The 24833-nt window shown below is 65.9% G+C and carries 23 protein-coding genes and 1 other RNA gene; 16 read left to right on the top strand and 8 right to left on the bottom strand.

Features of this window, described 5'->3' with window-relative positions:
• Positions 1 to 136: 136 nt before the first annotated feature.
• Entirely contained in the window at positions 137 to 1639 is a 1503-nt protein-coding gene (ppx, locus tag ACA097_RS11045; RefSeq protein ID WP_043248465.1) for an exopolyphosphatase, read from the bottom strand.
• Between the two features lie 190 nt (positions 1640 to 1829).
• On the opposite strand from ppx, the gene trxA reads away from it, so the two are divergent.
• From trxA to ACA097_RS11025, 4 genes are all read left to right on the top strand, one after another.
• Positions 1830 to 2156, top strand: a complete 327-nt coding sequence (gene trxA, locus ACA097_RS11040; RefSeq protein WP_043248466.1) for a thioredoxin TrxA — start codon at positions 1830 to 1832, stop codon at positions 2154 to 2156.
• Between the two features lie 240 nt (positions 2157 to 2396).
• Positions 2397 to 3659 (top strand): transcription termination factor Rho, encoded by a 1263-nt coding sequence (gene rho / locus ACA097_RS11035; protein ID WP_043248467.1) that lies wholly within the window; start codon positions 2397 to 2399, stop codon positions 3657 to 3659.
• Between the two features lie 106 nt (positions 3660 to 3765).
• Positions 3766 to 5232, top strand: a complete 1467-nt coding sequence (gene ubiD, locus ACA097_RS11030; protein WP_043248468.1) for a 4-hydroxy-3-polyprenylbenzoate decarboxylase — start codon at positions 3766 to 3768, stop codon at positions 5230 to 5232.
• A gap of 13 nt (positions 5233 to 5245) precedes the next feature.
• Entirely contained in the window at positions 5246 to 6211 is a 966-nt protein-coding gene (locus tag ACA097_RS11025; protein ID WP_043248469.1) for a CDP-6-deoxy-delta-3,4-glucoseen reductase, read from the top strand.
• Positions 6212 to 6280: 69 nt separating this feature from the next.
• On the opposite strand, the gene ACA097_RS11020 is transcribed toward ACA097_RS11025, so the two are convergent.
• Positions 6281 to 7180, bottom strand: coding sequence for a LysR substrate-binding domain-containing protein (locus tag ACA097_RS11020; protein WP_371370129.1), 900 nt, complete (start codon positions 7178 to 7180; stop codon positions 6281 to 6283).
• 224 nt (positions 7181 to 7404) lie between these two features.
• Between ACA097_RS11020 and ACA097_RS11015 the strand changes: the two genes are divergently transcribed.
• The 7 genes from ACA097_RS11015 (at position 7405) to ACA097_RS10985 (ending at position 15778) form a co-directional block, all read left to right on the top strand.
• A complete protein-coding gene (locus ACA097_RS11015; protein WP_371370128.1) occupies positions 7405 to 8523 on the top strand; it encodes an ABC transporter ATP-binding protein in 1119 nt (372 codons plus the stop codon).
• A 16-nt stretch (positions 8524 to 8539) separates the two neighbouring features.
• Positions 8540 to 9466: an ABC transporter permease gene (locus ACA097_RS11010; RefSeq protein WP_371370127.1), complete on the top strand. Its 927-nt coding sequence runs from the start codon at positions 8540 to 8542 to the stop codon at positions 9464 to 9466.
• The gene (locus ACA097_RS11005; protein WP_043248473.1) at positions 9466 to 10272 is read left to right on the top strand and encodes an ABC transporter permease; all 807 of its coding nucleotides are present in this window, start codon (positions 9466 to 9468) and stop codon (positions 10270 to 10272) included. The genes ACA097_RS11010 and ACA097_RS11005 overlap by 1 nt, the downstream gene beginning before the upstream one ends.
• A gap of 26 nt (positions 10273 to 10298) precedes the next feature.
• On the top strand, positions 10299 to 11333 hold the full coding sequence (locus tag ACA097_RS11000) for an extracellular solute-binding protein (RefSeq protein WP_371370126.1): 1035 nt from the start codon (positions 10299 to 10301) through the stop codon (positions 11331 to 11333).
• Positions 11334 to 11463: 130 nt separating this feature from the next.
• Complete coding sequence (locus ACA097_RS10995) at positions 11464 to 12921, top strand: amidase (RefSeq protein WP_371370125.1); 1458 nt, start codon at positions 11464 to 11466, stop codon at positions 12919 to 12921.
• Between the two features lie 23 nt (positions 12922 to 12944).
• Positions 12945 to 14246: a malonyl-CoA decarboxylase gene (locus ACA097_RS10990; RefSeq protein ID WP_371370124.1), complete on the top strand. Its 1302-nt coding sequence runs from the start codon at positions 12945 to 12947 to the stop codon at positions 14244 to 14246.
• Positions 14247 to 14254: 8 nt separating this feature from the next.
• Entirely contained in the window at positions 14255 to 15778 is a 1524-nt protein-coding gene (locus ACA097_RS10985; protein WP_371370123.1) for a malonyl-CoA synthase, read from the top strand.
• 149 nt (positions 15779 to 15927) lie between these two features.
• Here the strand turns inward: ACA097_RS10985 and ACA097_RS10980 are convergent, their stop codons facing one another.
• A complete protein-coding gene (locus ACA097_RS10980; protein WP_371370122.1) occupies positions 15928 to 16905 on the bottom strand; it encodes an NADPH:quinone oxidoreductase family protein in 978 nt (325 codons plus the stop codon).
• Positions 16906 to 17062: 157 nt separating this feature from the next.
• Between ACA097_RS10980 and ACA097_RS10975 the strand changes: the two genes are divergently transcribed.
• From ACA097_RS10975 to ACA097_RS10960, 4 genes are all read left to right on the top strand, one after another.
• Complete coding sequence (locus ACA097_RS10975) at positions 17063 to 17467, top strand: flagellar basal body-associated protein FliL (RefSeq protein WP_043256815.1); 405 nt, start codon at positions 17063 to 17065, stop codon at positions 17465 to 17467.
• A gap of 128 nt (positions 17468 to 17595) precedes the next feature.
• Positions 17596 to 18669, top strand: coding sequence for an HlyD family secretion protein (locus ACA097_RS10970; RefSeq protein ID WP_043248481.1), 1074 nt, complete (start codon positions 17596 to 17598; stop codon positions 18667 to 18669).
• A complete protein-coding gene (gene rbbA / locus ACA097_RS10965) occupies positions 18666 to 21398 on the top strand; it encodes a ribosome-associated ATPase/putative transporter RbbA (protein WP_371370121.1) in 2733 nt (910 codons plus the stop codon). Before ACA097_RS10970 ends, rbbA begins: the two co-directional genes overlap by 4 nt.
• A 4-nt stretch (positions 21399 to 21402) precedes the next feature.
• Positions 21403 to 22527, top strand: coding sequence for an ABC transporter permease (locus ACA097_RS10960; RefSeq protein WP_043248485.1), 1125 nt, complete (start codon positions 21403 to 21405; stop codon positions 22525 to 22527).
• A 94-nt stretch (positions 22528 to 22621) separates the two neighbouring features.
• Here ACA097_RS10960 and ACA097_RS10955 read toward each other — a convergent pair whose 3' ends face one another.
• On the bottom strand, positions 22622 to 23077 hold the full coding sequence (locus ACA097_RS10955) for an EVE domain-containing protein (protein ID WP_160285600.1): 456 nt from the start codon (positions 23075 to 23077) through the stop codon (positions 22622 to 22624).
• Positions 23078 to 23264: 187 nt separating this feature from the next.
• Here ACA097_RS10955 and ACA097_RS10950 point away from each other — a divergent pair, with 187 nt between their 5' ends.
• Entirely contained in the window at positions 23265 to 23396 is a 132-nt protein-coding gene (locus ACA097_RS10950) for a hypothetical protein (RefSeq protein ID WP_156957976.1), read from the top strand.
• A 1-nt stretch (position 23397) separates the two neighbouring features.
• On the opposite strand, the gene ACA097_RS10945 is transcribed toward ACA097_RS10950, so the two are convergent.
• From ACA097_RS10945 to ACA097_RS10930, 4 genes are all read right to left on the bottom strand, one after another.
• Positions 23398 to 24039, bottom strand: a complete 642-nt coding sequence (locus tag ACA097_RS10945; RefSeq protein ID WP_371370120.1) for a 5-formyltetrahydrofolate cyclo-ligase — start codon at positions 24037 to 24039, stop codon at positions 23398 to 23400.
• 10 nt (positions 24040 to 24049) lie between these two features.
• Positions 24050 to 24228: non-coding RNA, 6S RNA (gene ssrS / locus ACA097_RS10940), on the bottom strand.
• A 31-nt stretch (positions 24229 to 24259) separates the two neighbouring features.
• The gene (locus ACA097_RS10935; protein ID WP_043248491.1) at positions 24260 to 24574 is read right to left on the bottom strand and encodes a cell division protein ZapA; all 315 of its coding nucleotides are present in this window, start codon (positions 24572 to 24574) and stop codon (positions 24260 to 24262) included.
• Positions 24571 to 24780 carry a TIGR02449 family protein gene (locus ACA097_RS10930; protein ID WP_043248492.1) on the bottom strand — a complete coding sequence of 70 codons (210 nt, stop codon included), beginning with the start codon at positions 24778 to 24780 and terminating at the stop codon, positions 24571 to 24573. The genes ACA097_RS10935 and ACA097_RS10930 overlap by 4 nt, the downstream gene beginning before the upstream one ends.
• Positions 24781 to 24833 lie beyond the last annotated feature (53 nt).

Below are 24833 nucleotides of genomic sequence, written 5' to 3'. Positions count from 1 at the left end.
GCCGCGTAATGAAGAAGCCCCGCCGCCTCGCGCCGGGGCTTTTTCTTGGCCGCGGATCGCTCTCGCCGCTCCGGGGCCGGAACGAAAAAAGGCCCTGCAGCTTGCGCGGCAGGGCCTTTCTCTCGGGGCTTCGGGCTCAGCTGACGCTGAGCTGGTAGCCCACGCGCTGCAGCCAGCCGGCTTCCTGCTCGAAGTCGGCCTGGGTCAGCGGGTTGGCTTCCAGCCAGCCGGCCGGGAAGCGCAGCTCCAGGCTGCGCGCGCCGGCCTGCAGGGTCACTTCGGGCATGGTCTGGGTGCCGCGGATGTGATGGAAGAGGATGGCGAAGCGCAGGATGATGCACAGGCGGATCAGTTTGTCGCCCTCGACACCCAGATCGTTGAACTTGTCCGCCGGGATGTTGCGGCGGTGGCCGCGCACCAGCAGCGCGAGCACCAGTTGGTCCTCGCGGGAGAAGCCGGCAAGGTCGGAGTGCTCGATCAGGTAGGCGCCGTGCTTGTGGTAGTGGTAGTGGGCGATGTCCAGGCCCAGCTCGTGGACCCGCGCGCCCCACACCAGCAGTTCGCGATGGCCTTCGTCCTGCAATTGCCAGGCATCGGCGACCTGATCCAGTGCGGCCAGCGCCTTGGCTTCGACCCGAGCGGCCTGGTCGGCATCGACGTGATAGCGCTCCATCAGGGCGCCGATGGTGCGCTCGCGGACGTCCTCGTGCTGGTGGCGGCCGAGCAGGTCATAGAGCACGCCTTCGCGCAGGGCGCCTTCGGAGTGGGTCATCTGCTTGAGTTCGAGGGCGTCGAACAGCGCCTCGACGATGGCCAGGCCCGCCGGGAAGATCGGCCGGCGGTCGGGCTTGATGCCGTCCAGTTCGAGCTTCTCGACCTCGCCCAGCTTGAGCACCTTGCGCTTGAGCCAGGCCAGGCCTTCGGGATTGATCTCGCCATTGCCGTGGCCGCCGGCCTGGATCGCCAGGCCCACCGAGCGGATGGTCCCGGAGGCGCCGACGGCCTCGTCCCAGCCAAGGCGGCGCAGGCTGTTCTCGATGCCCATCAGCTCGAGGCGCGCGGCGGTGTAGGCCTGGGCGTAGCGAGCAGGGGTGATCTTGCCGTCATTGAAGTAGCGCCGGGTGAAGCTGACGCAGCCCATCTGCAGGCTTTCGCGCAGCAGCGATTCGAAGCGCTGGCCGACGATGAACTCGGTGCTGCCGCCGCCGATATCGACGACCAGGCGGCGGCCCGGGTTGTCCGGCAGGGTGTGCGACACGCCGAGGTAGATCAGGCGCGCTTCTTCGCGGCCGGAGATGACTTCCACCGGGTGACCGAGGATTTCTTCGGCGCGGCGGGTGAATTCGGTGCGGTTGCGTGCTTCGCGCAGGGCGTTGGTGCCGACCACGCGCACCGAGCCCGGCGGCATGCCGTTGATCAGTTGGGCGAAGCGGCGCAGGCAGTCGAAGCCGCGTTGCATGGCTTCTTCGCTGAGCATGCGTTCTTCATCGATGCCGGCGGCCAGCTGAACCTTCTCGCCGAGCCTTTCGAGAATGCGGATCTCGCCATGATCGGCCTTGGCCAGGACCATGTGGAAGCTGTTGGAGCCCAGGTCGAGAGCGGCGATCAGCGGGAAGGTCTTGGCGGGGGTATGAGGCATCTTGAAAAGGTCCGGTAATTAACCTCGACATCCTGCCACGATAGGGCTTGGGTGCCAACGAAAGGCGCCGGGTCGATCGACTTTGGCCGGCTGGGCGATAGGCACACTCAATCGCCTGTGCCTTCCGGTGTGGATCGAGGCGGGCTATGATGGGCCCACTTTTTCGCATCCGACTCCACGGAGAGATTTCATGAGCGAACATATCGTCAGCGTTACCGATGCCAGCTTCGAGCAGGATGTGCTGAAGGCCGAAGGCGCCGTACTGGTCGACTACTGGGCCGAATGGTGCGGTCCCTGCAAGATGATCGCGCCGGTACTCGACGAGATCGCCAAGGACTATCAGGGCAAACTGAAGGTCTGCAAGCTGAACATCGACGAGAACCAGGAAACCCCGCCGAAGTACGGCGTGCGCGGCATTCCGACCCTGATGCTGTTCAAGGGCGGCAACGTCGAAGCGACCAAGGTCGGTGCACTGTCCAAGTCGCAACTGGCTGCCTTCCTCGACAGCAACATCTAAGTTCGAGTTGAAGAAAAAACCCCGCTGAAATGCGGGGTTTTTTTATGGGCGTCCCCTAGACGCCCCTAAATCACGGTGTTACATTCGGCCCGCACCCTGCATCAGGTTGCCCCTTCAAGCCGTCGCCGACGCACTTCCTATTCGAATTTCAATGCGATCCTGTCGTCACTCTGCGGCACGGCATTTCAAGCATTCACGCTTGTTTCCTTCATTCTTTCTTTTCAATAACACCTCCCTCTTATGAATCTGACCGAACTCAAGCAAAAGCCGATTGCCGAACTGCTGGAAATGTCCGATGCCATGGGCCTGGAAAACATGGCTCGTTCGCGCAAGCAGGACATCATCTTCGCGCTGCTGAAGAAGCACGCGAAAGGTGGCGAGGAAATCTCCGGTGACGGCGTGCTGGAGATTCTCCAGGATGGCTTCGGCTTCCTGCGCTCCGCCGACTCCTCGTACCTGGCCGGCCCGGACGACATCTACGTCTCGCCCAGCCAGATCCGCCGGTTCAACCTGCGCACCGGGGACACCATCGTTGGCAAGATTCGTCCGCCGAAGGAAGGTGAGCGTTACTTCGCGCTGCTCAAGGTCGATTCGATCAACTTCGATCGTCCGGAGAACGCGAAGAACAAGATTCTCTTCGAGAACCTGACCCCGCTGTTCCCGACCAAGCGCCTGACCATGGAAGCCGGCAACGGCTCCACCGAGGACCTCACCGGCCGGGTGATCGACCTCTGCGCTCCGATCGGCAAGGGCCAGCGCGGCCTGATCGTCGCACCGCCGAAAGCCGGTAAGACCATCATGCTGCAGAACATCGCGTCCAACATCACGCGCAACAACCCCGAGTGCCACCTGATCGTCCTGCTGATTGACGAGCGCCCGGAAGAAGTGACCGAGATGCAGCGCACCGTGCGCGGCGAAGTGGTCGCCTCCACCTTCGATGAACCGCCGACCCGCCACGTGCAGGTCGCCGAGATGGTGATCGAGAAGGCCAAGCGCCTGGTCGAGCACAAGAAGGACGTGATCATCCTGCTCGACTCCATCACCCGCCTGGCGCGTGCCTACAACACCGTGATCCCGAGCTCCGGCAAGGTGCTCACCGGTGGTGTCGACGCCCACGCCCTGGAGAAGCCCAAGCGCTTCTTCGGCGCCGCGCGCAACATCGAGGAAGGCGGTTCGCTGACCATCCTCGCCACCGCGCTGATCGAAACCGGCTCGAAGATGGACGAGGTGATCTACGAGGAGTTCAAAGGCACCGGTAACTCGGAGCTGATCCTCGACCGCCGCATCTCCGAGAAGCGCGTCTTCCCGGCCATCAACATCAACCGTTCGGGCACCCGTCGCGAAGAGCTGCTCACCGGTGAGGAAGAGCTGCAGCGCATGTGGATTCTGCGCAAGATCCTCCACCCGATGGACGAGATCGCCGCCGTCGAGTTCCTGCTCGACAAGCTGCGTCAGACCAAGACCAACGACGAGTTCTTCGACTCGATGAAGCGCAGCAAGTAAGCGCCGTTGTTCGACGTGAAGGCCGGGGAAACCCGGCCTTCGTGTTTCTGCGAGCCGTTGTTAACGGCTAAACTGTCGCATCTTCGCCTTCATCATCGAGATCTCCATGCAGTATCGCGATCTGCGCGAGTTCATCGCCGCCCTCGAGCAGCGTGGGCAGCTCAAGCGCATCCAGGTGCCGGTTTCCCCCGTGCTGGAAATGACCGAGGTGTGCGACCGCACCCTGCGCGCCAAGGGCCCGGCCCTGCTGTTCGAGAAACCCACCGGCTTCGACATGCCGGTACTCGGCAATCTCTTCGGCACGCCCGAGCGGGTCGCCCTGGGCATGGGCGCCGAGGATGTCGGCGAGCTGCGCGAAATCGGCAAGCTGCTGGCTTTCCTCAAGGAGCCCGAGCCGCCCAAGGGGCTGAAGGACGCCTGGTCCAAGCTGCCGATCTTCAAGAAGGTCATCAACATGGCGCCCAAGGTCCTGCGCGACGGGCCCTGCCAGGAAGTGATCGAGGAAGGCGAGGCCGTCGACCTGACCAAGCTGCCGGTGCAGACCTGCTGGCCAGGCGACGTCGGACCGCTGATCACCTGGGGCCTGACCGTCACCCGCGGCCCGAACAAGGAGCGGCAGAACCTCGGTATCTACCGCCAGCAGGTGATCGGCCGCAACAAGGTGATCATGCGCTGGCTCAGCCACCGCGGCGGCGCGCTGGACTACCGCGAGTGGTGCCAGAAGCACCCGAACACGCCTTACCCGGTGGCCGTGGCCCTGGGCGCCGATCCGGCGACTATCCTCGGCGCCGTCACCCCGGTGCCGGACAGCCTCTCCGAATATGCCTTCGCCGGCCTGCTGCGCGGGCACAAGACCGAGCTGGTGAAGTGCATCGGCAATGACCTGCAGGTGCCGGCCAGCGCCGAGATCGTCCTCGAAGGGGTGATTCATCCCGGCGAGATGGCCGACGAAGGTCCCTACGGCGACCACACCGGCTACTACAACGAGGTCGATCGCTTCCCGGTGTTCACCGTCGAGCGCATCACCCGTCGGCAGAAACCGATCTACCACAGCACCTACACTGGGCGGCCGCCGGATGAGCCGGCGATCCTCGGCGTGGCGCTGAACGAAGTCTTCGTGCCGATCCTGCAGAAGCAGTTCCCCGAGATCACCGACTTCTACCTGCCGCCCGAAGGTTGCTCGTACCGCATGGCGGTGGTGACCATGAAGAAGCAGTATCCGGGGCACGCCAAGCGCGTAATGCTGGGTGTCTGGTCGTTCCTGCGACAGTTCATGTACACCAAGTTCGTCATAGTCACCGACGACGACGTCAATGCGCGGGACTGGAACGACGTGATCTGGGCGATCACCACGCGCATGGACCCCAAACGGGACACGGTGATGATCGACAACACTCCCATCGACTACCTCGACTTCGCCTCGCCGATCTCCGGCCTGGGCTCGAAGATGGGCCTGGACGCCACCCACAAGTGGCCGGGCGAGACCAGCCGCGAGTGGGGCCGGGTCATCGAGAAGGATGCGGCGGTGACGCGCCGGATCGACGAGATCTGGGCCAGCCTGGGGATCGACTGATGGGGACCGTGTCGTGCGCGTGACCCTGCAACCTTCCGGCGCCAGCTTCGAGGCCCAGCCCGGCGAGCGCATCCTCGATGCCGCGCGGCGCCTGGGGTTCGACTGCCCGCAAAGCTGCCGTAACGGCAACTGCCACATCTGCGCCGCGCTGCTGGTCGAAGGCAGCGTGCGCCAGGATGGCGAGGTGCGCGACCACGGCGAGTTGTTCACCTGCCTGGCCGAACCCCTGGAAGACTGCGTGCTGCACTGGGACGGCGTGCTCGCCCCGGGCGAGCTGCCGGTGCGCAAGCTGGCCTGCCAGGTGACCCTGTGCGAAGCGGTGGGTGGCGACGTCTGGCGTGTGCGCCTGCGCGCACCGGCCGGTAAGCCGCCGCGCTACCACGCCGGGCAGTACATGCTGATCGAGCGTCCGAGCGGCGCTTCCGCGTTCTCCATGGCCTCTGCGCCGAACGAGGGGCGCGACCTGGAGCTGCACATCCTGACCCGAGAGAACAGCGCCATCGAGCTGATCGAGCAGCTGCGGCGCGAGCGCATCGCCCGCGTGCAACTGCCCTTCGGCGATGCGCACCTGGCCGAGCTGCCCGCCGGCCCGCTGGTGCTGATCGCCGCCGGCACCGGGATGGCGCAGATGCACAGCCTGATCGAGCATTGCCGCGCCCAGGGCTTCGCCCATCCGGTGCACCTGTACTGGGGTGTGCGCCAGCCCGAGGACTTCTACGCGCTGCCGCACTGGGACGAATGGAAGAGCCTGCCCAACCTGCACCTGCACAAGGTGGTCAGCGATCCGGTGGAGTGGGATGGCCGCCGCGGCCTGCTGCATGAGGCGGTCTGCGAGGACTTCGCCGATCTCGCCGCGCTCACGGTCTACGCCAGCGGTTCGCCGGCGATGGTCTACGCGACACTCGATGCGTTGGTGGCGGCCGGGATGGATGCGCACCAGATGCGCGCCGACGTGTTTGCCTACGCGCCGCGCGACTAAGCCGGGCAGAACGCCTTGTCCGCGAATCGCGGGCATGGCCCGCTCCTACATCGCGGATGAGATCCGCTCCTATGGCAGAGCCGACGGAAACTCCGCCGCCAGGATCTCCGCCAGCCATGCACTGAACCACTCGATGTCGGCGCTGCTCGGCCCCGGCGGAATCAGCAGCTGATAGCTCTCCAGGCGCACCTGGTTCGGCAGCGGCCGCACCAGCGCGCCGGATTCCAGCTCCTTGCGCACCAGCACCTCGTTGGCCAGGGCGATGCCGGCGCCGGCTTCGGCCATCGACAGCGCGTGGTCGTTGCTGACGTAGAGCACATCCGAGGTGACGCGGATATCCAGGTGATTGGCGGCGAACCAGGCGTTCCACCATTCGCCGTCGTCGACGTGGATCAGCTCGTGCTTCACCAGCTCCTCCGCGCCGCCCAGCGGGCCGTGCTGCGCCAGGTAGCTTGGCGAGCACACCGGGAAGACCTGCGGGTGGAGCAGGGTGGCGTGGCTCTGGGGGTATTGCCCGGGCATGCCGTAGACGATGCCCAGGTCGGCGCTCTTGCCGTCCACTTCGCTGAAGGTCGGGTTCGGCTCGATCGCCACTTTCAGCCCCGGGCGCTGCTGGCGCAGGGCTTCCAGGTGTGGCATCAGCCAGCGCTTGGCGAAGGCCGGCACCACCAGGATCTTCAGCCAGCGCGCCGAACCACCCGGGGTCAGTTCCAGGCTGGCCTCGGCGATCTGCTGCAGCGCTGTGGATATCTTCGCGTAGTAGCGCTGCCCGGCCGGGGTCAGGGTCACGCCGCGCGGCGTGCGTTCGAGCAGGCGCACCCCCAGCCACTCCTCCAGCAGGCGCACGTGGCGGCCGATGGCCGGCTGCGTGACGTGCAGCGCCTGCGAAGCGGCGACGTAGCTGCCCAGGCGCGCTGCAGCCTCGAAGGCGCGTACGGCGTTGAGCGGAGGAAGGCGCGGAGTTGCCATTAGGAAGGGTCCGAGTTTGTTGTTAATTTTTTTAACATCGAATGTAAGAAAATTGAGCTTTTTGCTCAACCGCAATCTGGCCACACTCGCCCCCAGCAGCCTCACCACAATATCCGCCGCTCACGGCGAACCGCTGCAGAAGTGCGTTTTCCCCAGTCCTGCCAGAACAAATACAAGCCCCGCCATGCCCAGGCATCGACGGGGAGGGAACCGGAGGTATTTCCATGAGTGCCCTGCACAATCTGCAGACGGCCGCCGTCTCCATCCGCTCGGTGCGCAAGGTCTACGGCGACCCGGACAGCGGTCCGGTTGCGCTGAAGAGCGTCGACCTGGATATCCGCGACAACGAATTCTTCACCCTGCTCGGCCCGTCCGGCTGCGGCAAGACCACGCTGCTGCGGATGATCGCCGGCTTCGAGTTCCCCACCTCCGGCGAGATCCGCCTGTACGGCGAGAACATCGCCGACCGGCCGCCCTATGCGCGGCCGGTGAACACCGTGTTCCAGCACTACGCGCTGTTCCCGCACATGACCATCGGCGAAAACCTGGCCTTCGGCCTGGAATCGCACCCGATGGGCCAGCGCCTGGGCAAGGCGGCGGTCGCCGAGCGGGTTCGCGAGATGCTCGCCCTGGTGCAGATGGAGCGCTTCGCCGAGCGCCGACCGACCCAGCTCTCCGGCGGCCAGCAACAACGCGTGGCGCTGGCCCGCGCGCTGGCGCCGCATCCGAAAGTGCTGCTGCTAGACGAACCGCTTTCGGCGCTCGACCTCAAGCTGCGCCAGGCCATGCGCGAGGAACTGAAGACTATCCAGGGCAAGACCGGGATCACGTTCATCTTCGTCACCCACGACCAGGAAGAAGCCCTGACCATGTCCGACCGCATCGCCGTGCTCGCCAATGGCGAAGTGCAGCAGGTCGGCCGCCCGGCGGACATCTACGAGCAGCCGCGCAACCGTTTCGTCGCCGACTTCATCGGCGAGACCAACTTCCTCCCGGCGCAGGTCGCCGAGCTGGCCGAGGGTCAGGCGCTGTTCCGCATCCCGGGCGGTCAGGCGCTGCGCGCGCAGAGCCGAGACGGCCTGCGCGCGGGAGCCGAGGTGACCCTGTCGATCCGCCCGGAGCGCCTGCGCTTGGTGGATGCCGACAGCCCCGAAGCGACCCCCTGCACCCTGGTCGAGCAGATCTACCTGGGCACCGACCTGCAGTACCAGGTCAGCCTCGCCGACGGCACCCGCCTGCGGGTGCGCGCGCCGAACAGCGCCGGGCAGAGCCAGCGTTTCGCTCCGGGCCAGCGTCTCGGCCTGCAGTTCGACCGCGACAGCGCCAGCGTGCTGCTGGACTAAAGCCGAGGAACTCGCCATGACATCACTCACCACTCGCCCCGGCAACGCCCTGGAGCGGCGCCGGGCGCTGGGCAACATCCTCGGCGTCTCGCCGGCGCTGCTCGCCATCGGCCTGTTCCTGGTGGTGCCGATCCTCATCGTGGTCGCCTACTCGCTGATGCAGGCCAACCCCTACGGCGGGGTCAACCACGCGTTCAGCACCGAAGCCTACGTCTCGCTGCTGTTCGAGCGGCAGATGGACGACAGCCTGGCCTTCGCCGACTCCTACCTGGTCATCGCCCTGCGCTCGCTGGGTATCGCCACGGCGACCACGCTGATCACCCTGCTGGTCGGCTTCCCGGTGGCGGTCTGGCTGGCCATGCAGCCGGCCAAGCGCCGCGGCCTGCTGATCTTCCTGATCACGGTGCCGTTCTGGGCAAACCTGCTGATCCGCACCTACGCCTGGATCCTGCTGCTGCGCGGCACCGGCGTGATCAACAACGGCCTCATGGGCCTTGGCCTGATCCAGCAGCCGCTGCCGCTGCTCTACAACGAAGGCGCGGTGCTGCTGGGGCTGGTCTACACCTACGCGCCCTTCGTGGTGCTGCCGATCTATTCGACCCTGGAGAAGATGGACATGCGCCTGCTCGAAGCCGCCCAGGACCTCTACGCCGGGCGCCTGCGCACGCTGCGCAAGGTGGTCCTGCCGATCGCCCGGCCGGGCATCCTGGCCGGCGCCATCCTCACCTTCGTGCCCTGCCTGGGCGCGATGATCGCCCCCGAACTGCTCGGCGGTGGGACCAAGATGATGCTCGGCAACCTGATCTTCCGGCAGTTCGCCGACTCGCGTAACTGGCCCTTTGGCGCGGCCCTGTCGCTGGTGCTGATGGCGGTGGTGATGCTCGCCCTGACCTTCTACGCCATGCGCGCCGAGCGCCTGCGTGTTGCCCGGGGAGGTGTGTGATGCTCGCTCTGCTGCGCAAGCGCCGTCTCGGCGTACAGGACTTCCCCGGCTTCGGCGGGTTCAGCTTCCTGTTCTACCTCTACCTTTACGCGCCCATCGTGGTGCTGGTGATCTACTCGTTCAACGCCAACCAGTCGGCCACCGTCTGGACCGGTTTCAGTCTCGACTGGTACCGCGCCGCCTTCGCCAACCAGGCGCTGCGCGCGGCCGCCGGCAACAGCCTGCTGATCGCCGTGTGCGCCAGCATGATCGCCACCGCCATCGCCACCCTGGCCGCGCTGGGCACCTCGCGCGGGGCCAAGTTCAAGGGCATGCGCCTGTCGATGGGCACCATCATGCTGCCGCTGGTGCTGCCGGAAATCGTGGTCGGCGTCGCCACCCTGGCGCTGTTCTCCAGCCTCGGCGTGTCCCTGGGCTACGGCAACCTGATCATCGCCCACACGGTGTTCTGCATCCCCTTCGCCTTCCTGCCGATCCGTGCCCGTCTCGAGGACATGGACCTGTCGCTCGAGCAGGCCGCCTCGGACCTGTACGCCGGGCCCTGGCGGACCTTCCGCAAGGTCACCCTGCCGCTGCTGATGCCGGGCATCTTCTCCGGGCTGATGCTCGCCTTCATCGTCTCGCTGGATAACTTCGTGATCTCGATGATGGTCTCCCAGGCCGGCACCACCACCTTGCCGATCTTCATCTTCGGCCTGCTGCGGATGGGCGTCACACCGGACGTCAACGCGGTGTCGACGCTGATCCTCGGGGTCTCCGTGTTCTTCGTCAGCCTGTCCTTCCTGCTCGGCAAATCCAAAGCCTGAGCGCCACGCCAACACCAGGAGTCACAATGAGCAAGTCGATCGCAGTCATCGCCGCCACCCTGTCGCTGAGCCTGGCCGGGGCGGCCAACGCCGCCGGGCAGGTCAACGTCATCAGCTGGAGCGGCTACTTCTCGCCGCAGATCATCGAGAAGTTCGAGAAGCAGACCGGCATCAAGGTCACGGTGGATTCCTACGACTCCAACGAAACCCTGCTGGCCAAGCTGAAGCAGGGCGGCAGCGGCTACGACGTGGCCATCCCCTCGCACCAGTTCGTGCCCATCCTGGTCCACGAGAACCTGCTGGAACGCTTCGATCCGGTGAAGCAGCCGTACTACGCGAACATCGTCGACAACCTGCAGAAACCGAGCTGGGATCCGGAGGGTGGCTACTCGGTGCCCTTCATCTGGGGCACCACCAGCGTGGTGCTGGACACCGCGCTCTACAAGGGCCCGACCGACAGCTACAAGGTGCTCTTCGAGCCGCCCCAGGAGCTGCAGGGCAAGGTCAACATGCTCGACTCGGTGAACGAGGTGATGGACTCCGCCAGCCTCTACCTGGGCATCCCGCTGTGCAGCGAGGACCCCAAGCAGGTGCAACAGGTGCTGAACCTGCTCAAGGCGCAGAAGCCGTTCGTGAAGACCTACAGCTCCAAGGCCGGCTCGGTGCGCGAGAACCTGGCCTCCGGCGAGACCTCGATGTCGCTGTTCTGGGGCGGCTCGTCGCTGCGCGCCCGCGAGATGAAGCCGAGCCTGAAGTACCTCTATCCGAAGGAAGGCGTGGTGGCCTGGGTGGACAACATGGTGATCCCCAAGGGCGCCAAGGATCCTGAAGCGGCGCGCCAGTTCATCGCCTTCATGAGTCAGCCGGAGAACTCGGCGATGACCCAGAACTTCCTCAAGCACCAGAGCCCGATCAAGGGCACCGACGCCTTCCTCGCCCCGAGCCTGAAGGACGCGCCGGAACTGCACATCCCCGAGGGCACCAAGGTGGTCTTCAGCAAGACCTGCGGCGAAGGCGCCATCCGCCTGGCCGACCGCCTGTGGACCAACCTGATGCGCTGAGTGCCACCCGGGCCCCGTTCGCGGGGCCATCCTGAATAACCTGTACATCGCCCGGTGCGCCGTGGCGCGGGCCTGCTCGCGCCGCGATCGCCTAATGGGCACTGCCGGAAACATGAAGAAGGCCCGATCCATGAGCCAGAACCCGAACCTCAGCGAACTCGTCCAGCTCCAGGCCCATGAGCTGGCGCAACGCATCCGTCTGCGCCAGGTGTCCTGCCGCGAAGTGATGAGCGATTACCTCGCGCACATCGAACGCTTCAACCCGGCGGTCAACGCCCTGATCAGCCTGCAACCGGCCGAGCAGCTGCTGGCCGAGGCCGATGCCCGTGACGCGGAGCTGGCGCGCGGCGAGTACCGTGGCTGGATGCACGGCCTGCCGCACGCCATCAAGGACCTCTCGCTGACCCGCGGCATCCGCACCACGCTTGGCTCCCCGTTGTTCAGCGACTTCATGCCCGAGCGCGACGGCATCATGGTCGAGCGCATCCGCGCCGCCGGCGCCGTTCTCATCGGCAAGAGCAACACCCCGGAATTCGGCCTCGGCTCGCAGAGCTACAACCCGATCTTCGGCGCTACCGGCTGCGCCTACGACCCGACTCGCACGGCAGGCGGCAGCAGCGGCGGGGCGGCGGCAGCCGTGGCCCTGCAACTGGTGCCGGTGGCCGACGGCAGCGACATGATGGGCTCGCTGCGCAACCCGGCCGCCTTCAACAACATCTTCGGCTTCCGTCCATCCCAGGGCCGTGTGCCCTTCGACGACTCCGCCGACCTGTTCTTCGACCAGCTCGGCTACGAAGGCCCCATGGCCCGCAGCGTGCGTGACCTGGCCCTGCTGCTGTCGGTGCAGGCCGGCGGCGATGCGCGTGCGCCGCTGTCGATTTCCGAGTCCGGCGCGGCCTTCGCCGGCTCGCTGGAACGCGACTTCAAGGGCGCACGCCTGGGCTGGCTGGGCGACCTCGGTGGCCATCTGCCGATGGAGCGCGGTGTGCTGGAACTGTGCGAGCGTTCCTTCGCCGACTTCGAGTCCATCGGCTGCAGCGTCGAACCCTGCGCCCTGGGCTACTCCGCCGAGCGCCTGTGGGACTGCTGGCGCACCTTGCGGCACTTCTTCGTCGCCGGTTCGCTGGGCAGCCTCTATGCCGACCCGGCCAAGTGCGAGCTGCTCAAGGAAGAGGCGCGCTGGGAAGTCGAGCACGGCCTGTTGCTGTCGGGCATGGACGTGTACCGCGCGACCGTTGCGCGCAGCGACTGGTACCGCGCCATCCAGTGCCTGTTCGAACATTACGACTACCTGCTGCTGCCCAGCGCCCAGGTCTTTCCCTTCGACAAGACCCAGCACTGGCCGAAGGAGATCGCCGGCCGTGCCATGGACACCTACCACCGCTGGATGGAGGTGGTGATCCCCGGCACCTTGTCCGGTTGTCCGGTGGCCAACGTGCCGGTCGGCTTCAATCAACAGGGCTTGCCCATGGGCCTGCAGATCATCGGCCGGCACCAGGCCGACCTGGCGGTGCTGCAACTCGCCCACGCCTATGAGCAGGCCAGCAACTGGTACCGGCGCTGCCCGCCGCCGCTGTTGGCGCAGTAGGGCGCGTCGACGAAGGAGGCTCCATGAACGTCAGCTTCTTCCAGGAACTCTTGCAGAGCATCAGTGAGCGCGGCCGGCAGTTGCTGGAGTCGCGCGAGCCGACGCCGATCAGCGCGGCGACGCTGGTGGAAGCCAGCCGCCGGCTGCTCTCCGGGCACGGCGAGGCATCCGGCGTGGCGCTGGCGCGGCAGGTGCTGTGCGCCTATCGCGATTGCCCGGAGGCGCAGCAGAAAGCCTTCTTCGACAACCTGCTGAACGACTTCGCGCCGCCCCGCGAGGCATTGGCCGAGGCCTGCAAACGCTACCTGGAAAACCCCGGCGCCGAGCAGGTCACCGCGCTCTTCGAGGCCTGCGAGCCGCCGCGCCAGGAACTCTTCCGCCGGCTCAACCAGGCCCCCGGCGGCACCGCCGAGCTGATCGCCATGCGCAACCTGCTGCTGCGTGAACTCAAGGCCCGCCCGGAACTGGCAGCGGTCGACTACGACCTGCAGCACCTGCTGGCTTCCTGGTTCAACCGGGGTTTCCTGGTGCTGCGGCGCATCGACTGGTCGACCCCGGCGGCGATCCTGGAAAAGATCATCCGCTACGAAGCCGTGCATGCGATCAAGGACTGGGACGACCTGCGCAGCCGCCTGCAACCGGCTGACCGCCGCTGCTTCGGCTTCTTCCACCCGGCCCTGCCGGAGGAGCCGCTGATCTTCGTCGAGGTGGCGCTGACCCGCGAAATGCCCGGCGCCATCGCCGAGATCCTCGAACAGCAGGGCGAGGCTGCCGAGGCGCCGGACATCGCCGTGTTCTATTCGATCAGCAACTGCCAGGACGGCCTGCGCGGCATCTCCTTCGGCAACTTCCTGATCAAGCAGGTGGTTGAGGAACTGGCCCGCGAAGTGCCGGGGCTCAAGCAGTTCGTCACCCTCTCGCCAGTGCCCGGTTTCCGCCGTTGGCTGGACAGCCGCGCGGCCGAGCCGCAAGTCGCCGAATGCCTCAAGGCGCTCAAGCCCGACGCACCGCCGCCACCACGCCTGGAGCAACCGTTGCTGGCGCTGGCCGCCGAATACTTCCTCACCGCGAAGAACGCCGAGGGGCGTCCGCTGGACCCGGTGGCGCGCTTCCACCTGGGCAACGGCGCGCGCCTGGAGCGCCTGAACTGGCGCGGCGATCTCTCCGCCAGCGGCCTGCGCCAGGCCGCCGGGCTGATGGTCAACTACCGCTACGAACTGCGTCAGATCGAGAAAAACCACGAAGCCTATGCCAACCAGGGCACGGTGATCGCCGCCAACGAGGTCAAGCGACATCTCACCCCACCGGCCAAGCCACGCCGCTAGGAACCGCCATGAACCAGAGCCTTTTCGCCGCCATCGGCAAGCACCTGCCCGCCGACCTGAACAAGCCCTTCATCCGCACGCCCGAAGGCGACGGCTACAGCTACGCCGAGATGCTGCGTAGCAGCTCGCAATTCGCCCATGCCTTGGTCGAACTCGGCGTGCAGCCGGGCGACCGCGTCGCCGTGCAGGTCGACAAGAGCCCCGAGGCGATCATGCTTTACCTCGGCACCCTGCGTGCCGGCGCGGTCTACCTGCCGCTGAACAGCGGCTACACCGCCGACGAGCTGGCCTACTTCCTCGGCGATGCCGAGCCCACGCTGTTCGTCTGCACGCCGGCCTTCGAAGCCGAAGCCAAGGCACTCGGCGAACGCTGTGGCGTGGCCCGCGTGGCCACCCTCGGCAAGCGCTGCGACGGCAGCCTGATGCAGCAGGTGCAGGGCAAGCCGGGGCGCTTCATCGACGTCGAGCGCACGGCCGACGACCTCGCTGCGATCCTCTACACCTCCGGCACCACCGGGCGCTCCAAGGGCGCGATGATCAGCCACGGCAACCTGGTCTCCAACGCCCGCGCGCTGGTCGAGGCCTGGGCGATCACTGCAGATGACTGGCTGCTGCATGCGCTGCCGATCTTCCATATCCACGGCCTGTTCGTGGCCACCAACAGCCTGCTGATGGCCGGCGGTTCGCTGCTGTTCGTCGAGAAATTCGACGCCGCCGAAGTGCTGCGCCTGCTGCCGCAGGTGAACCTGCTGATGGGCGTGCCGACCTTCTACACCCGCCTGCTCGACCAGCCAGGCCTGACTCGCGAGGCCGTGGCGCACATGCGCCTGTTCGTTTCCGGCTCGGCGCCGCTCACCGCCGAGACGCACAAGGCGTTCCGCGAGCGCACCGGGGTGGCAATCCTCGAACGCTACGGCATGACCGAAACCGGCATGAACACTTCCAACCCGCTCAATGGCGAACGCATCGCCGGCACCGTCGGCTTCCCGCTGCCGGGCGTCGAACTGCGCATCACCGACCCGACCGCGAAGGAGCCGACTCCGCTGCCGCAGGGCGAGCCGGGAATGATCGAAGTGCGCGGCGCCAACGTCTTCCGCGGCTACTGGCGCATGCCGGAAAAGACCGCCGAGGAACTGCGCGCGGACGGCTACTTCATGACCGGCGACATCGGCCTGATCGATGACAAGGGCTACGTGCAGATCGTCGGGCGCAGCAAGGACATGATCATCAGCGGCGGCTACAACGTGTACCCGAAGGAGTTGGAGCAGATCATCGACACCCTGCCGGGCGTCGCCGAGTCGGCAGTGATCGGCGTGCCTCACCGCGACTTCGGCGAAGGCGTGACGGCGGTGGTGGTGGCCAAGCCTGGCGAGGCGCCGAGTGAAGCTGCGATTCTCGCCGGCCTGGACGGCAAGCTAGCGCGCTACAAACAACCCAAGCGCGTGATGATCGTCGATGCGCTGCCGCGCAACGTGATGGGCAAGGTGCAGAAGAACCAGCTGCGCGAGCAGTTCAAGCAGCTTTACACCTGAGGCTGGGTCGGATGGGTTTCGCTTCGCTCAACCGTATCCTGCGAACATGAAACAGCCCCGCCTAGGCGGGGCTGTTTCATTCCTGTAGGAGCGAACCTTGTCCGCGAGAAATCGCGGATGAGATCCGCTCCTACAGTGGGCGCAATGGCTCAGCGCACCGTCACCACAACCTTGCCGACCGCGCGACGCTGGCCCAGGTGGTTGATGGCGTCGGCAGCCTTCTCCAGCGGATAGGTCTGCGACACCAGCGGCTTCAGCTTGCCCTCGCCGTACCACTGGAACAGCTGCTGGAAGTTCGCCGCGTTGTCCTGCGGCTGGCGCTGGGCGAAGGCGCCCCAGAACACGCCGACCAGGGATGCACCCTTGAGCAGCGGCAGGTTGGCCGGCAGCGAGGGGATGGTGCCGCTGGCGAAACCGACCACCAGCAGGCGGCCGTTCCAGGCGATGCTGCGGAAGGCTTCCTCGAAGAAGTCGCCGCCCACCGGGTCGTAGATCACGTCCACGCCCTGGCCACCGGTGATTTCCTTGAGCTTGTCCTTCAGGCTGCCTTCGCTGTAGTTGATCAGCACGTCGGCACCGGCGGCCTTGGCCACTTCCAGCTTGGCGTCGCTGCTCGCGGCGGCGATCACCTTGGCACCCATCGCCTTGCCGATCTCCACCGCGGCCAGGCCAACGCCGCCGGAGGCGCCGAGCACCAGCAGGGTCTCGCCCGGCTGCAGGTTGGCGCGCTGCTTGAGTGCGTGCATCGAGGTGCCATAGGTCATGCCGAAGGCGGCGGCGGTGGTGAAGTCCATGCCGGCCGGGATCGGCAGCACGTTGTAGCCGCCCACCGCGACCTGCTCGGCGAAGCTGCCCCAGCCGGTGAGGGCGATGACCCGGTCGCCGACCTTCAGGTGCGAGACCTTCTCGCCAACCGCGGCGACCACGCCCGCGGCTTCGCCGCCCGGGGCGAAGGGGAAGGGTGGCTTGAACTGGTATTTGCCCTCGATGATCAGGGTGTCGGGGAAGTTGACCCCCGCTGCATGCACGTCGAGCAGGACCTCGTTCTTCTTCGGCTCGGGGCTGGCGATGTCTTCCAGCACCAGGGTTTCGGCGGGGCCGAAGGCTTTGCACAGCACGGCTTTCATCGGGGCGGACTCCTTGCGGGTGAGGCGGGCAGTGTAGGAGTGGGCAGGCGAGGGGCAAATCAGTATGGTCCCGGCTTATGCCGCTGCATAACCGCTGGGCTTGGGCCGCGCGCCGAGTCTGGCTATGCTTGCCGGCATCATTTCTGGAGAAGTCGCCTTGAGAGCCCTGATTGCCCTTTTGCTGGTCCTGTTCCTCGCCCCCGTGATGGCGGAGGAGGAAGCCAAGCCGGAAGACGCCAACAAGCCCTTGTTCGTCGACCTCACTCCGGCCCTGGTGGGCAACTACGGCAGCGGTCCCAAGCTGAAGTACTTCAAGGCAGACATCGCCCTGAAGGTCGCGGGCAAGGAGACGGCGGACAAGGTCGAGCACCACGAGCCGCTGATCCGCAACCAGCTGATCATGCTGTTCGCCCAGCAGACCGACGAAACCCTCGGCAGCGTCGAGGCCAAGGAAAAGCTGCGCCAAGAGGCGCTCAAGCAGGTGCAGACGGTCCTCAAGGAGGAGGAAGGCAAGCCGCTGGTGGACGACCTGTTGTTTAACAACCTGATCGTCCAGCCCTGATCTGACACAGGAAATAGTCGTCATTTTCAGCGATTCGGGTCGCGTCTGACCTGAATCAAGGCCATTGCCTCTCTCTTCTCGGAAGATCCCTACACGATTGGTCGAAAGGCCGTTCAAGAGAGGGTGCGATGAAGGGAAATTCAAAACGCTGGCTGGTTCGTGGCGCGGTTCTTGTGGCCGCTGCCTTGGTGGCCGCATTGGCTTGGCACATGTTGAAGCCGAAAGGCCTCGGCGACGGCTTCGCCAGCGGCAACGGGCGCATCGAGGCGACCGAGGTCGACGTAGCGACCAAGCTCCCCGGGCGCATCGCCGAGATCAAGGTCGACGAAGGCGACTTCGTGAAGACCGGCGACCTGGTGGCGCGCATGGACACCCAGGTGCTCCAGGCGCAACTGGCCCAGGCCCAGGCCGAGGTACGCCAGGCGCAGAACGCCAAGCTCACCGCCGAATCCCTGGTGGCCCAGCGCAACAGCGAGAAAAGCACCGCGGAGGCGGTGGTCGCTCAGCGCCAGGCCGAACTCACCGCTGCGCAGAAGCGCTTCAGCCGTACCGAGCGGCTGGTGGCTCGAAATGCCCTGCCGCAGCAGCAACTGGATGACGACCGCGCCGTGCTGCAAAGCGCCCAGGCAGCGCTGTCGGCAGCACGCTCGCAGGTCATCTCCGCGCAGGCGGCAATCGAGGCCGGACGTTCCCAGGTGATCGAGGCGCAGTCGGCCATCGAGGCGGCCAACGCCAGCGTCGCCCGCCTGCAGGCAGACATCGACGACAGCCTGCTGCGCGCCCCGCGCGACGGGCGCGTGCAGTACCGCGTGGCGCAGCCGGGCGAGGTGCTGCCGGCGGGCGGCAAGCTGCTCAACATGGTCGACCTCACCGACGTCTACATGACCTTCTTCCTTGCCGCGCCCCAGGCTGGGCGTGTGCAACTTGGCCAGGAGGTGCGCCTGGTGATAGATGCAGCGCCGCAATACGTGATCCCTGCGAAGGTCTCCTACGTGGCCAGCGTCGCGCAGTTCACGCCCAAGACCGTGGAGACCGCCAGCGAGCGCGAGAAGCTGATGTTTCGCGTCAAGGCACGCCTCGATCCGGCGCTGTTGGCGAAGTACGTCACCTACGTGAAGACCGGCGTGCCGGGCATGGCCTACTTGCGCCTCGACCCTGATGCGCAGTGGCCGGACAACCTGCAGATCAAGGTTCCGCAATGAACGCGCCGCAGCCGGTCGCCCGTCTGCACGGGGTCTCGTTGCGCTATGGCCGAACCGCCGCGCTGGACGACGTCACCCTGGAAATCCCGGCCAACCGCATGGTCGGCCTTATCGGTCCGGACGGCGTAGGTAAGTCCAGCCTGCTGGCGTTGGTGGCCGGCGCGCGGAAGATCCAGGAGGGCGAAGTCCATGTGCTCGACGGTGACATGCGCGATGCGCGCCACCGTCGCCGCGTCTGCCCGCGCATTGCCTATATGCCGCAGGGCCTGGGCAAGAACCTCTACCCGACGCTTTCGGTGTTCGAGAACGTCGATTTCTTCGGCCGCCTGTTCGGCCACGACAAGGCCGAGCGCGAACGGCGTATCGCCGACCTGCTGCAGAGCACCGGGCTCGCACCCTTCGCCGAGCGGCCGGCGGGCAAGCTCTCCGGCGGCATGAAGCAGAAGCTCGGGCTGTGCTGCGCGCTGATCCACGACCCCGACCTGCTGATCCTCGACGAGCCCACCACCGGCGTCGATCCACTGTCGCGCAACCAGTTCTGGGAGCTGATCGGGCGCATCCGCGCCGGCCGCCAGGGCATGAGCGTGCTGGTGGCGACCGCCTACATGGAGGAGGCCGAGCGCTTCGATACCCTGGTCGCGATGGACGAGGGCAAGGTGCTCGCCACCGGAACACCGGCCGAATTGCGTGAACGCACGGCAACCCAGAGCCTGGAGGCGGCCTTCGTCGCCCTGCTGCCCGAACGCAAGCGCGCGGGTCACCAGGCGCTGGTGATTCCGCCGCGCGAGCAGAACCAAGGCGCGCCGCAGATCGCCATCGAGGCCGAGGGGCTGACCTGCCGCTTCGGCGATTTCGTCGCCGTCGACCGCGTCAGCTTCCGTATCGAGCGCGGGGAAATCTTCGGCTTCCTCGGTTCCAACGGCTGCGGCAAGTCGACCACCATGAAGATGCTCACCGGCCTGCTGCCGGCCAGCGAGGGGACGTGCGCGCTGTTCGGCCAGCCGGTGAACGCCAACGACATGGAAACGCGCCGGCGCGTCGGCTACATGTCCCAGGCCTTCTCCCTTTATGCCGAGCTGACGGTGCTGCAGAACCTGGAGCTGCACGCGAAGCTGTTCCATCTGCCGAGCGAGGAAATCGGCCCGCGTGTTGAGGAAATGCTCGCGCGCTTCGACCTCGGCAAGGTCCGCGACGAGCTGCCCGGCAGCCTGCCGCTGGGCATCCGTCAGCGCCTGTCGCTGGCCGTGGCGGTTATCCACAAGCCGGAAATCCTCATCCTCGACGAGCCCACCTCGGGCGTCGACCCGGTGGCCCGCGACGGCTTCTGGCAGCTGATGGTCGAGCTGTCGCGGCGCGACGGGGTGACCATCTTCATCTCCACCCACTTCATGAACGAGGCGCAGCGCTGCGACCGCATCTCGCTGATGCACGCCGGCAAGGTACTCGACAGCGACACGCCGCAAGGGCTGATGGCCAAGCGCGGCCTGCCGACGCTGGAAGCGACTTTCATCGCCTATTTGGAAGAGGCAGCAGGTGCCGCGCCTGTCGCCACTCCGGTGGCCGAGCCGACTGCGGCGCCGGAAGGCCTCAAGCCGCAGCGCCAGCGCTTCAGCCTGCTGCGCCTGTTCAGCTATGCGCGGCGCGAGTCGATGGAGCTGCGCCGCGACCCGATCCGCCTGACGCTCGCCCTGCTGGGCACGGCGCTGCTGATGTTCATCATCGGCTACGGCATCAATATGGACGTGGAGAACCTGTCCTACGCCGTGCTCGACCGCGACCAGACCACCACCAGCCAGGCGTATTCGCTGAACATCGAAGGCTCGCGCTACTTCGTCGAGCACGCGCCCATCCAGAGTCCCGACGAACTGGATCGACGCCTGCGCAGCGGCGAACTGAGCCTTGCCGTGGAGATACCGCCGAACTTCGGCCGCGACCTCAAGCGCGGTGACAATCCCGCCATCGGCGTGTGGATCGACGGCGCCATGCCGCAGCGCGCGACCACCGTGCAGGGCTACGTGCAGGGGCTGCACCTCGCCTATCTCGCCGACCTCGCCCGGCAAAGCGGCAACCCCCAGGCCAGCGCGGCGGCCAGCACCGAGGTGCGCTACCGCTACAACCCCGACGTGGAAAGCCTCAAGGCCATGGTGCCGGCGGTGATCCCGCTACTGCTGATCATGATCCCGGCGATGCTCACGGCGCTGGGCGTGGTGCGCGAGAAGGAGCTGGGCTCGATCACCAATCTCTACGTGACGCCGGTGACGCGCCTGGAGTTCCTCCTCGGCAAGCAGCTGCCCTACGTCGGCATGGGCATGGTCAACTTCGCGCTGATGCTGCTGATGGCGTTGCTGCTGTTCCAGGTGCCGCTCAAGGGCAGCTTCCTTGCCCTGAGCCTCGGCGCGCTGCTCTACGTGATTGCCAGCACCGGCCTAGGCCTGCTGCTGTCGACCTTCATGAAAAGCCAGATCGCCGCGGTGTTCGGTACCGCCATCGCCACCATGGTCCCGGCCATCCAATTCGCCGGGCTGATCCATCCTGTGTCGTCGCTGGAAGGGGCGGGCGCCTACTTCGGCAAGCTCTACCCGACGTCGCACTTCCTGATCATCAGTCGTGGGGCCTTCTCCAAGGCGCTAGGCTTCGCCGACCTCTGGCCCTATTACCTGCCGTTGCTGCTGGCGATCGCCCTGCTGACCCCGCTCAGCGTGCGGCTGCTGAAGAAGCAGGAGGACTGAGCCGATGCGCAGCCTGCTCAACATCTTCAACCTGGGTATCAAGGAATTCCGCAGCCTGAGCCGCGACTACGCGATGCTGGCGCTGATCGCCTGGGCCTTCACCCTGGGCGTCTACAGTTCGGCCACCGGCATTCCGGAGACCCTGCACAACGCGCCCATCGCGGTGGTCGACGAGGACCAGTCGCAGCTCTCCTCGCGCATCATCAACGCCTTCCAGGCTCCGTATTTCCGCACGCCGGAAATGATCGACCACGGCCGCATGGACCGCGGCATGGACACCGGCCTGTACAGCTTCACCCTGGATATCCCGCCGAACTTCCAGCGCGACGTGCTGGCCGGGCGGCAGCCGGCGATCCAGGTCAACGTCGACGCGACCCAGACTGCCCAGGCCTTCTCCGGCGCGGGCTACATCCAGAACATCGTCGCCACCGAAGTGAGCGAATTCGTCAGTCGCTACCGCTCCGACCCGAGCATGCCGGCGCAGCTGGCAGTGCGCATGGAGTACAACCCGAACCTGACCCAGGCCTGGTTCGGCGCGGTGATGGAGGTGATCAACCAGATCACCATGCTGTCGATCATCCTCACTGGCGCGGCGCTGATTCGCGAGCGCGAGCACGGCACCGTCGAGCACCTGCTGGTGATGCCGCTGTCGGCGTTCGAGATCATGCTGGCCAAGGTCTGGTCGATGGGCGCGGTGGTGCTTGGGGCGGCGGCCCTTTCGCTGCTGCTGGTGGTGCAAGGCTGGATCGGCGTGCCGTTGAGCGGCTCGCTGGCGCTGTTCCTGTTCGGCGCCGCGTTGCATCTGTTCGCCACGACTTCCATGGGCATTTTCTTCGGCACCCTGGCGCGCTCGATGCCGCAGTTGGGGCTGCTGGTGATCCTCACGCTGATTCCGCTGGAGATCCTCTCCGGCGGCACCACCCCGCGCGAGAGCATGCCGGAGCTTGTGCAGAACATCATGCTGGCGGCGCCGACCACGCACTTCGTCAGCCTGGCCCAGGCCATCCTGTTCCGCGATGCCGGGTTGTCAATCGTCTGGCCGCAACTGCTGGCGATCGTCGGTATTGGCGCGGCCTTCTTCGGCGGGGCGCTGTGGCGGTTCCGCCGGACCATCGGGCAGATGGCGTGATGGGCTCGATCCTGTGCAACGTCGTCCCCGCGAACGCGGGGATCCAGAGACGCCGGGCTCCCGCGTTCGCGGGAGTGACGGAGTACTGCACGGCTTAGCGCTTTGCCAATCCGAGGATGATGTTCCACTGCTCGTCGGTCACCGGCATCACCGACAGGCGGCTGCCTCGCTGCACCAGCGCCAGCTCTTCCAGGCCGGCAGCGGCCTTGATCGCACCTAGCGGTAGCACTTCACGGAAGGCTTCCACGAAGCTCACGTCACGCGCGCTCCAGGGGTTTTTCTCGGCACTGGCCTTGGCGTCGTGATAGGGGCTTTGCGGGTCCAGCGCCGTGGGATCGGGGTAGGGCTCGCCCTCGATCTGACCAATACCGGCGACGCCCGGTTGCGGGCAGCTCGAATGGTAGAAGAAGAACTTGTCGCCCGGCTGCATGCTGCGTACGAAGTTGCGCGCCTGGTAGTTGCGCACGCCATCCCAGCGCGCTTTTGCGAGGCGCTTCAGGTCGTGGATCGACAGTTCGTCGGGTTCCGATTTCATCAGCCAATACGGCATGATCCTTGCTCCATTTTCGCCGTTTTTGTAGGAAGAGGCTGACTCCGACGACCGGGTCCGGCATGCAATTGCGGGACGCTTCCCATTGTCGGAGAATGCCGCCGATTTTCAGCTTGGCACGCGCCGGACGGACCAAAAACCACCGCCGGCCATCGTTGACAGTTTGCCTGGAAGGGGGAGGCAATCGATGAAGCGTAAGCCTGATCTACTGTGGGTGCTGGTCATTCTGTTCGGCCTGGGGGTTGTCACCACCGGTTACACCCAAAGCCTTTGGGACCGTCAGGGCGACGTGCCGGTCCAGGTGACCAAACAGCCCTGATTCACTCCGCGTGGCGTCGCAGGGATCGCGGCGTCGCAGCGAGCGCACCATACCAGCCCGCGTCTGTGACTATGCCCTGCAGGGGCACATCCCAGCTGGCCAGGTCCAGCCTGTCCACCTTCTGGCATTCATGCGCCAGGCCCAAAAGTGTCGGTTTGCGCCAGATTCTGCGCTGTCCCAGGTAAGCCAGGGTGCGGTCGTAGAAGCCCTTGCCCATGCCCAGGCGCCCACCTTCCTCATCGAATCCGACCAGCGGCAACAGCACCAGGTCCAGCGCCCAGGGTGCGCGCTGCTGATTCCGGTTGCGCTGTGGTTCGGCGATTCCGAAGCGGTTGCGCGTCCAGCGTTCACCATTGCCGATGCGCTGGAAGGTCATGTGCGTGTGCGGCCAGCGGCTGAGCACCGGCAGGTAGGTCGCCTTGCCGCGCTTCTGTGCGGCCTTCAGCAGCGGACGGGGATCGATCTCGCCGTCGGCGGGCAGGTACAGCGCAATGTGGCGGGCGCGGCGGAACAGCGGATGCTGCGCCATCTGGCGTTGCAGATCGCGGGCGGCCTGGCGTTGCTGTTGCGGAGTGAGTGCGCGTCGGGCCTGGCGTAGCAGGCGGCGCAGGGCGGCGCGGGAGAGATCGTGGGCGTGGATCATGGAGAAGGAAAAGCTCCCCGGAAATGCCGCTGTCGGGTTAGCCCTTGAACCCGAAAGTTCAAGGTGGCGGTTGCAGTAGGCTTTAAGGCTTTCCGTCGTGCGGACATGCACACCAGCCCAACTGGCAACCTCCGTTGTTGCGATTATCGGCTCAGGGACATCACCGACTGGCCAACACACCAGGGAGCGTGGCCAGTATACCCCAGGGTTTCTTCGCCGGTCAGTCTTCACTCCCGGCTTGATCAGTGGTAAGGGCGCGGTCGACGCGGTCGAGCAGTTCGCGCACACGCTCGCGTGTCGAACTGTTGTCGATGTCCTGGCGCTCCTGCCGATGCAGCAGGTCGTGGGTGATGTTCAGGGCGGCCATCACGGCGACGCGATCGGCGCCGATGACTTTTCCGCTCGAGCGAATCTCGCGCATCTTGCTGTCCAGATAGCGCGCAGCGCTTTCCAGGTTGACGCGTTCGTCGGCGGGGCACGTGATGCAGTATTCCTTGTCGAGGATCTGCACATTCAGGGTGTTCGTCTGGCTCATGAGTCCTGCTCCAGGGCTTTCAGGCGCAAAATCATCGCTTCGACCTTGTGGCGCGCCAATTCGTTCTTTTCGATCAGATGAGCGCGCTCTTCGCGCCAGTTCTTCTCGTTTGCCCGCAGCAGCCGGTTCTCCGCCTTGAGTTGCTCCAGGCGCTGGAGCAGCAGGTCGAATTTGGCGATAAGCGCGTGCAGGTCGGCGTCTTCCATGGGCTCTCGCTTGGACAAGGGATGACCGGAAACTATATAGGGTGCCGCGCCGC

It is taken from the genome of Pseudomonas sp. QL9 (assembly GCF_041409665.1).
In the GTDB taxonomy this organism is placed as follows: Bacteria; Pseudomonadota; Gammaproteobacteria; order Pseudomonadales; family Pseudomonadaceae; genus Pseudomonas; species Pseudomonas knackmussii.
The sequence above is the reverse complement of the archived record's forward strand: the minus strand, read 5'-3'. Positions and strand labels throughout refer to the sequence as shown.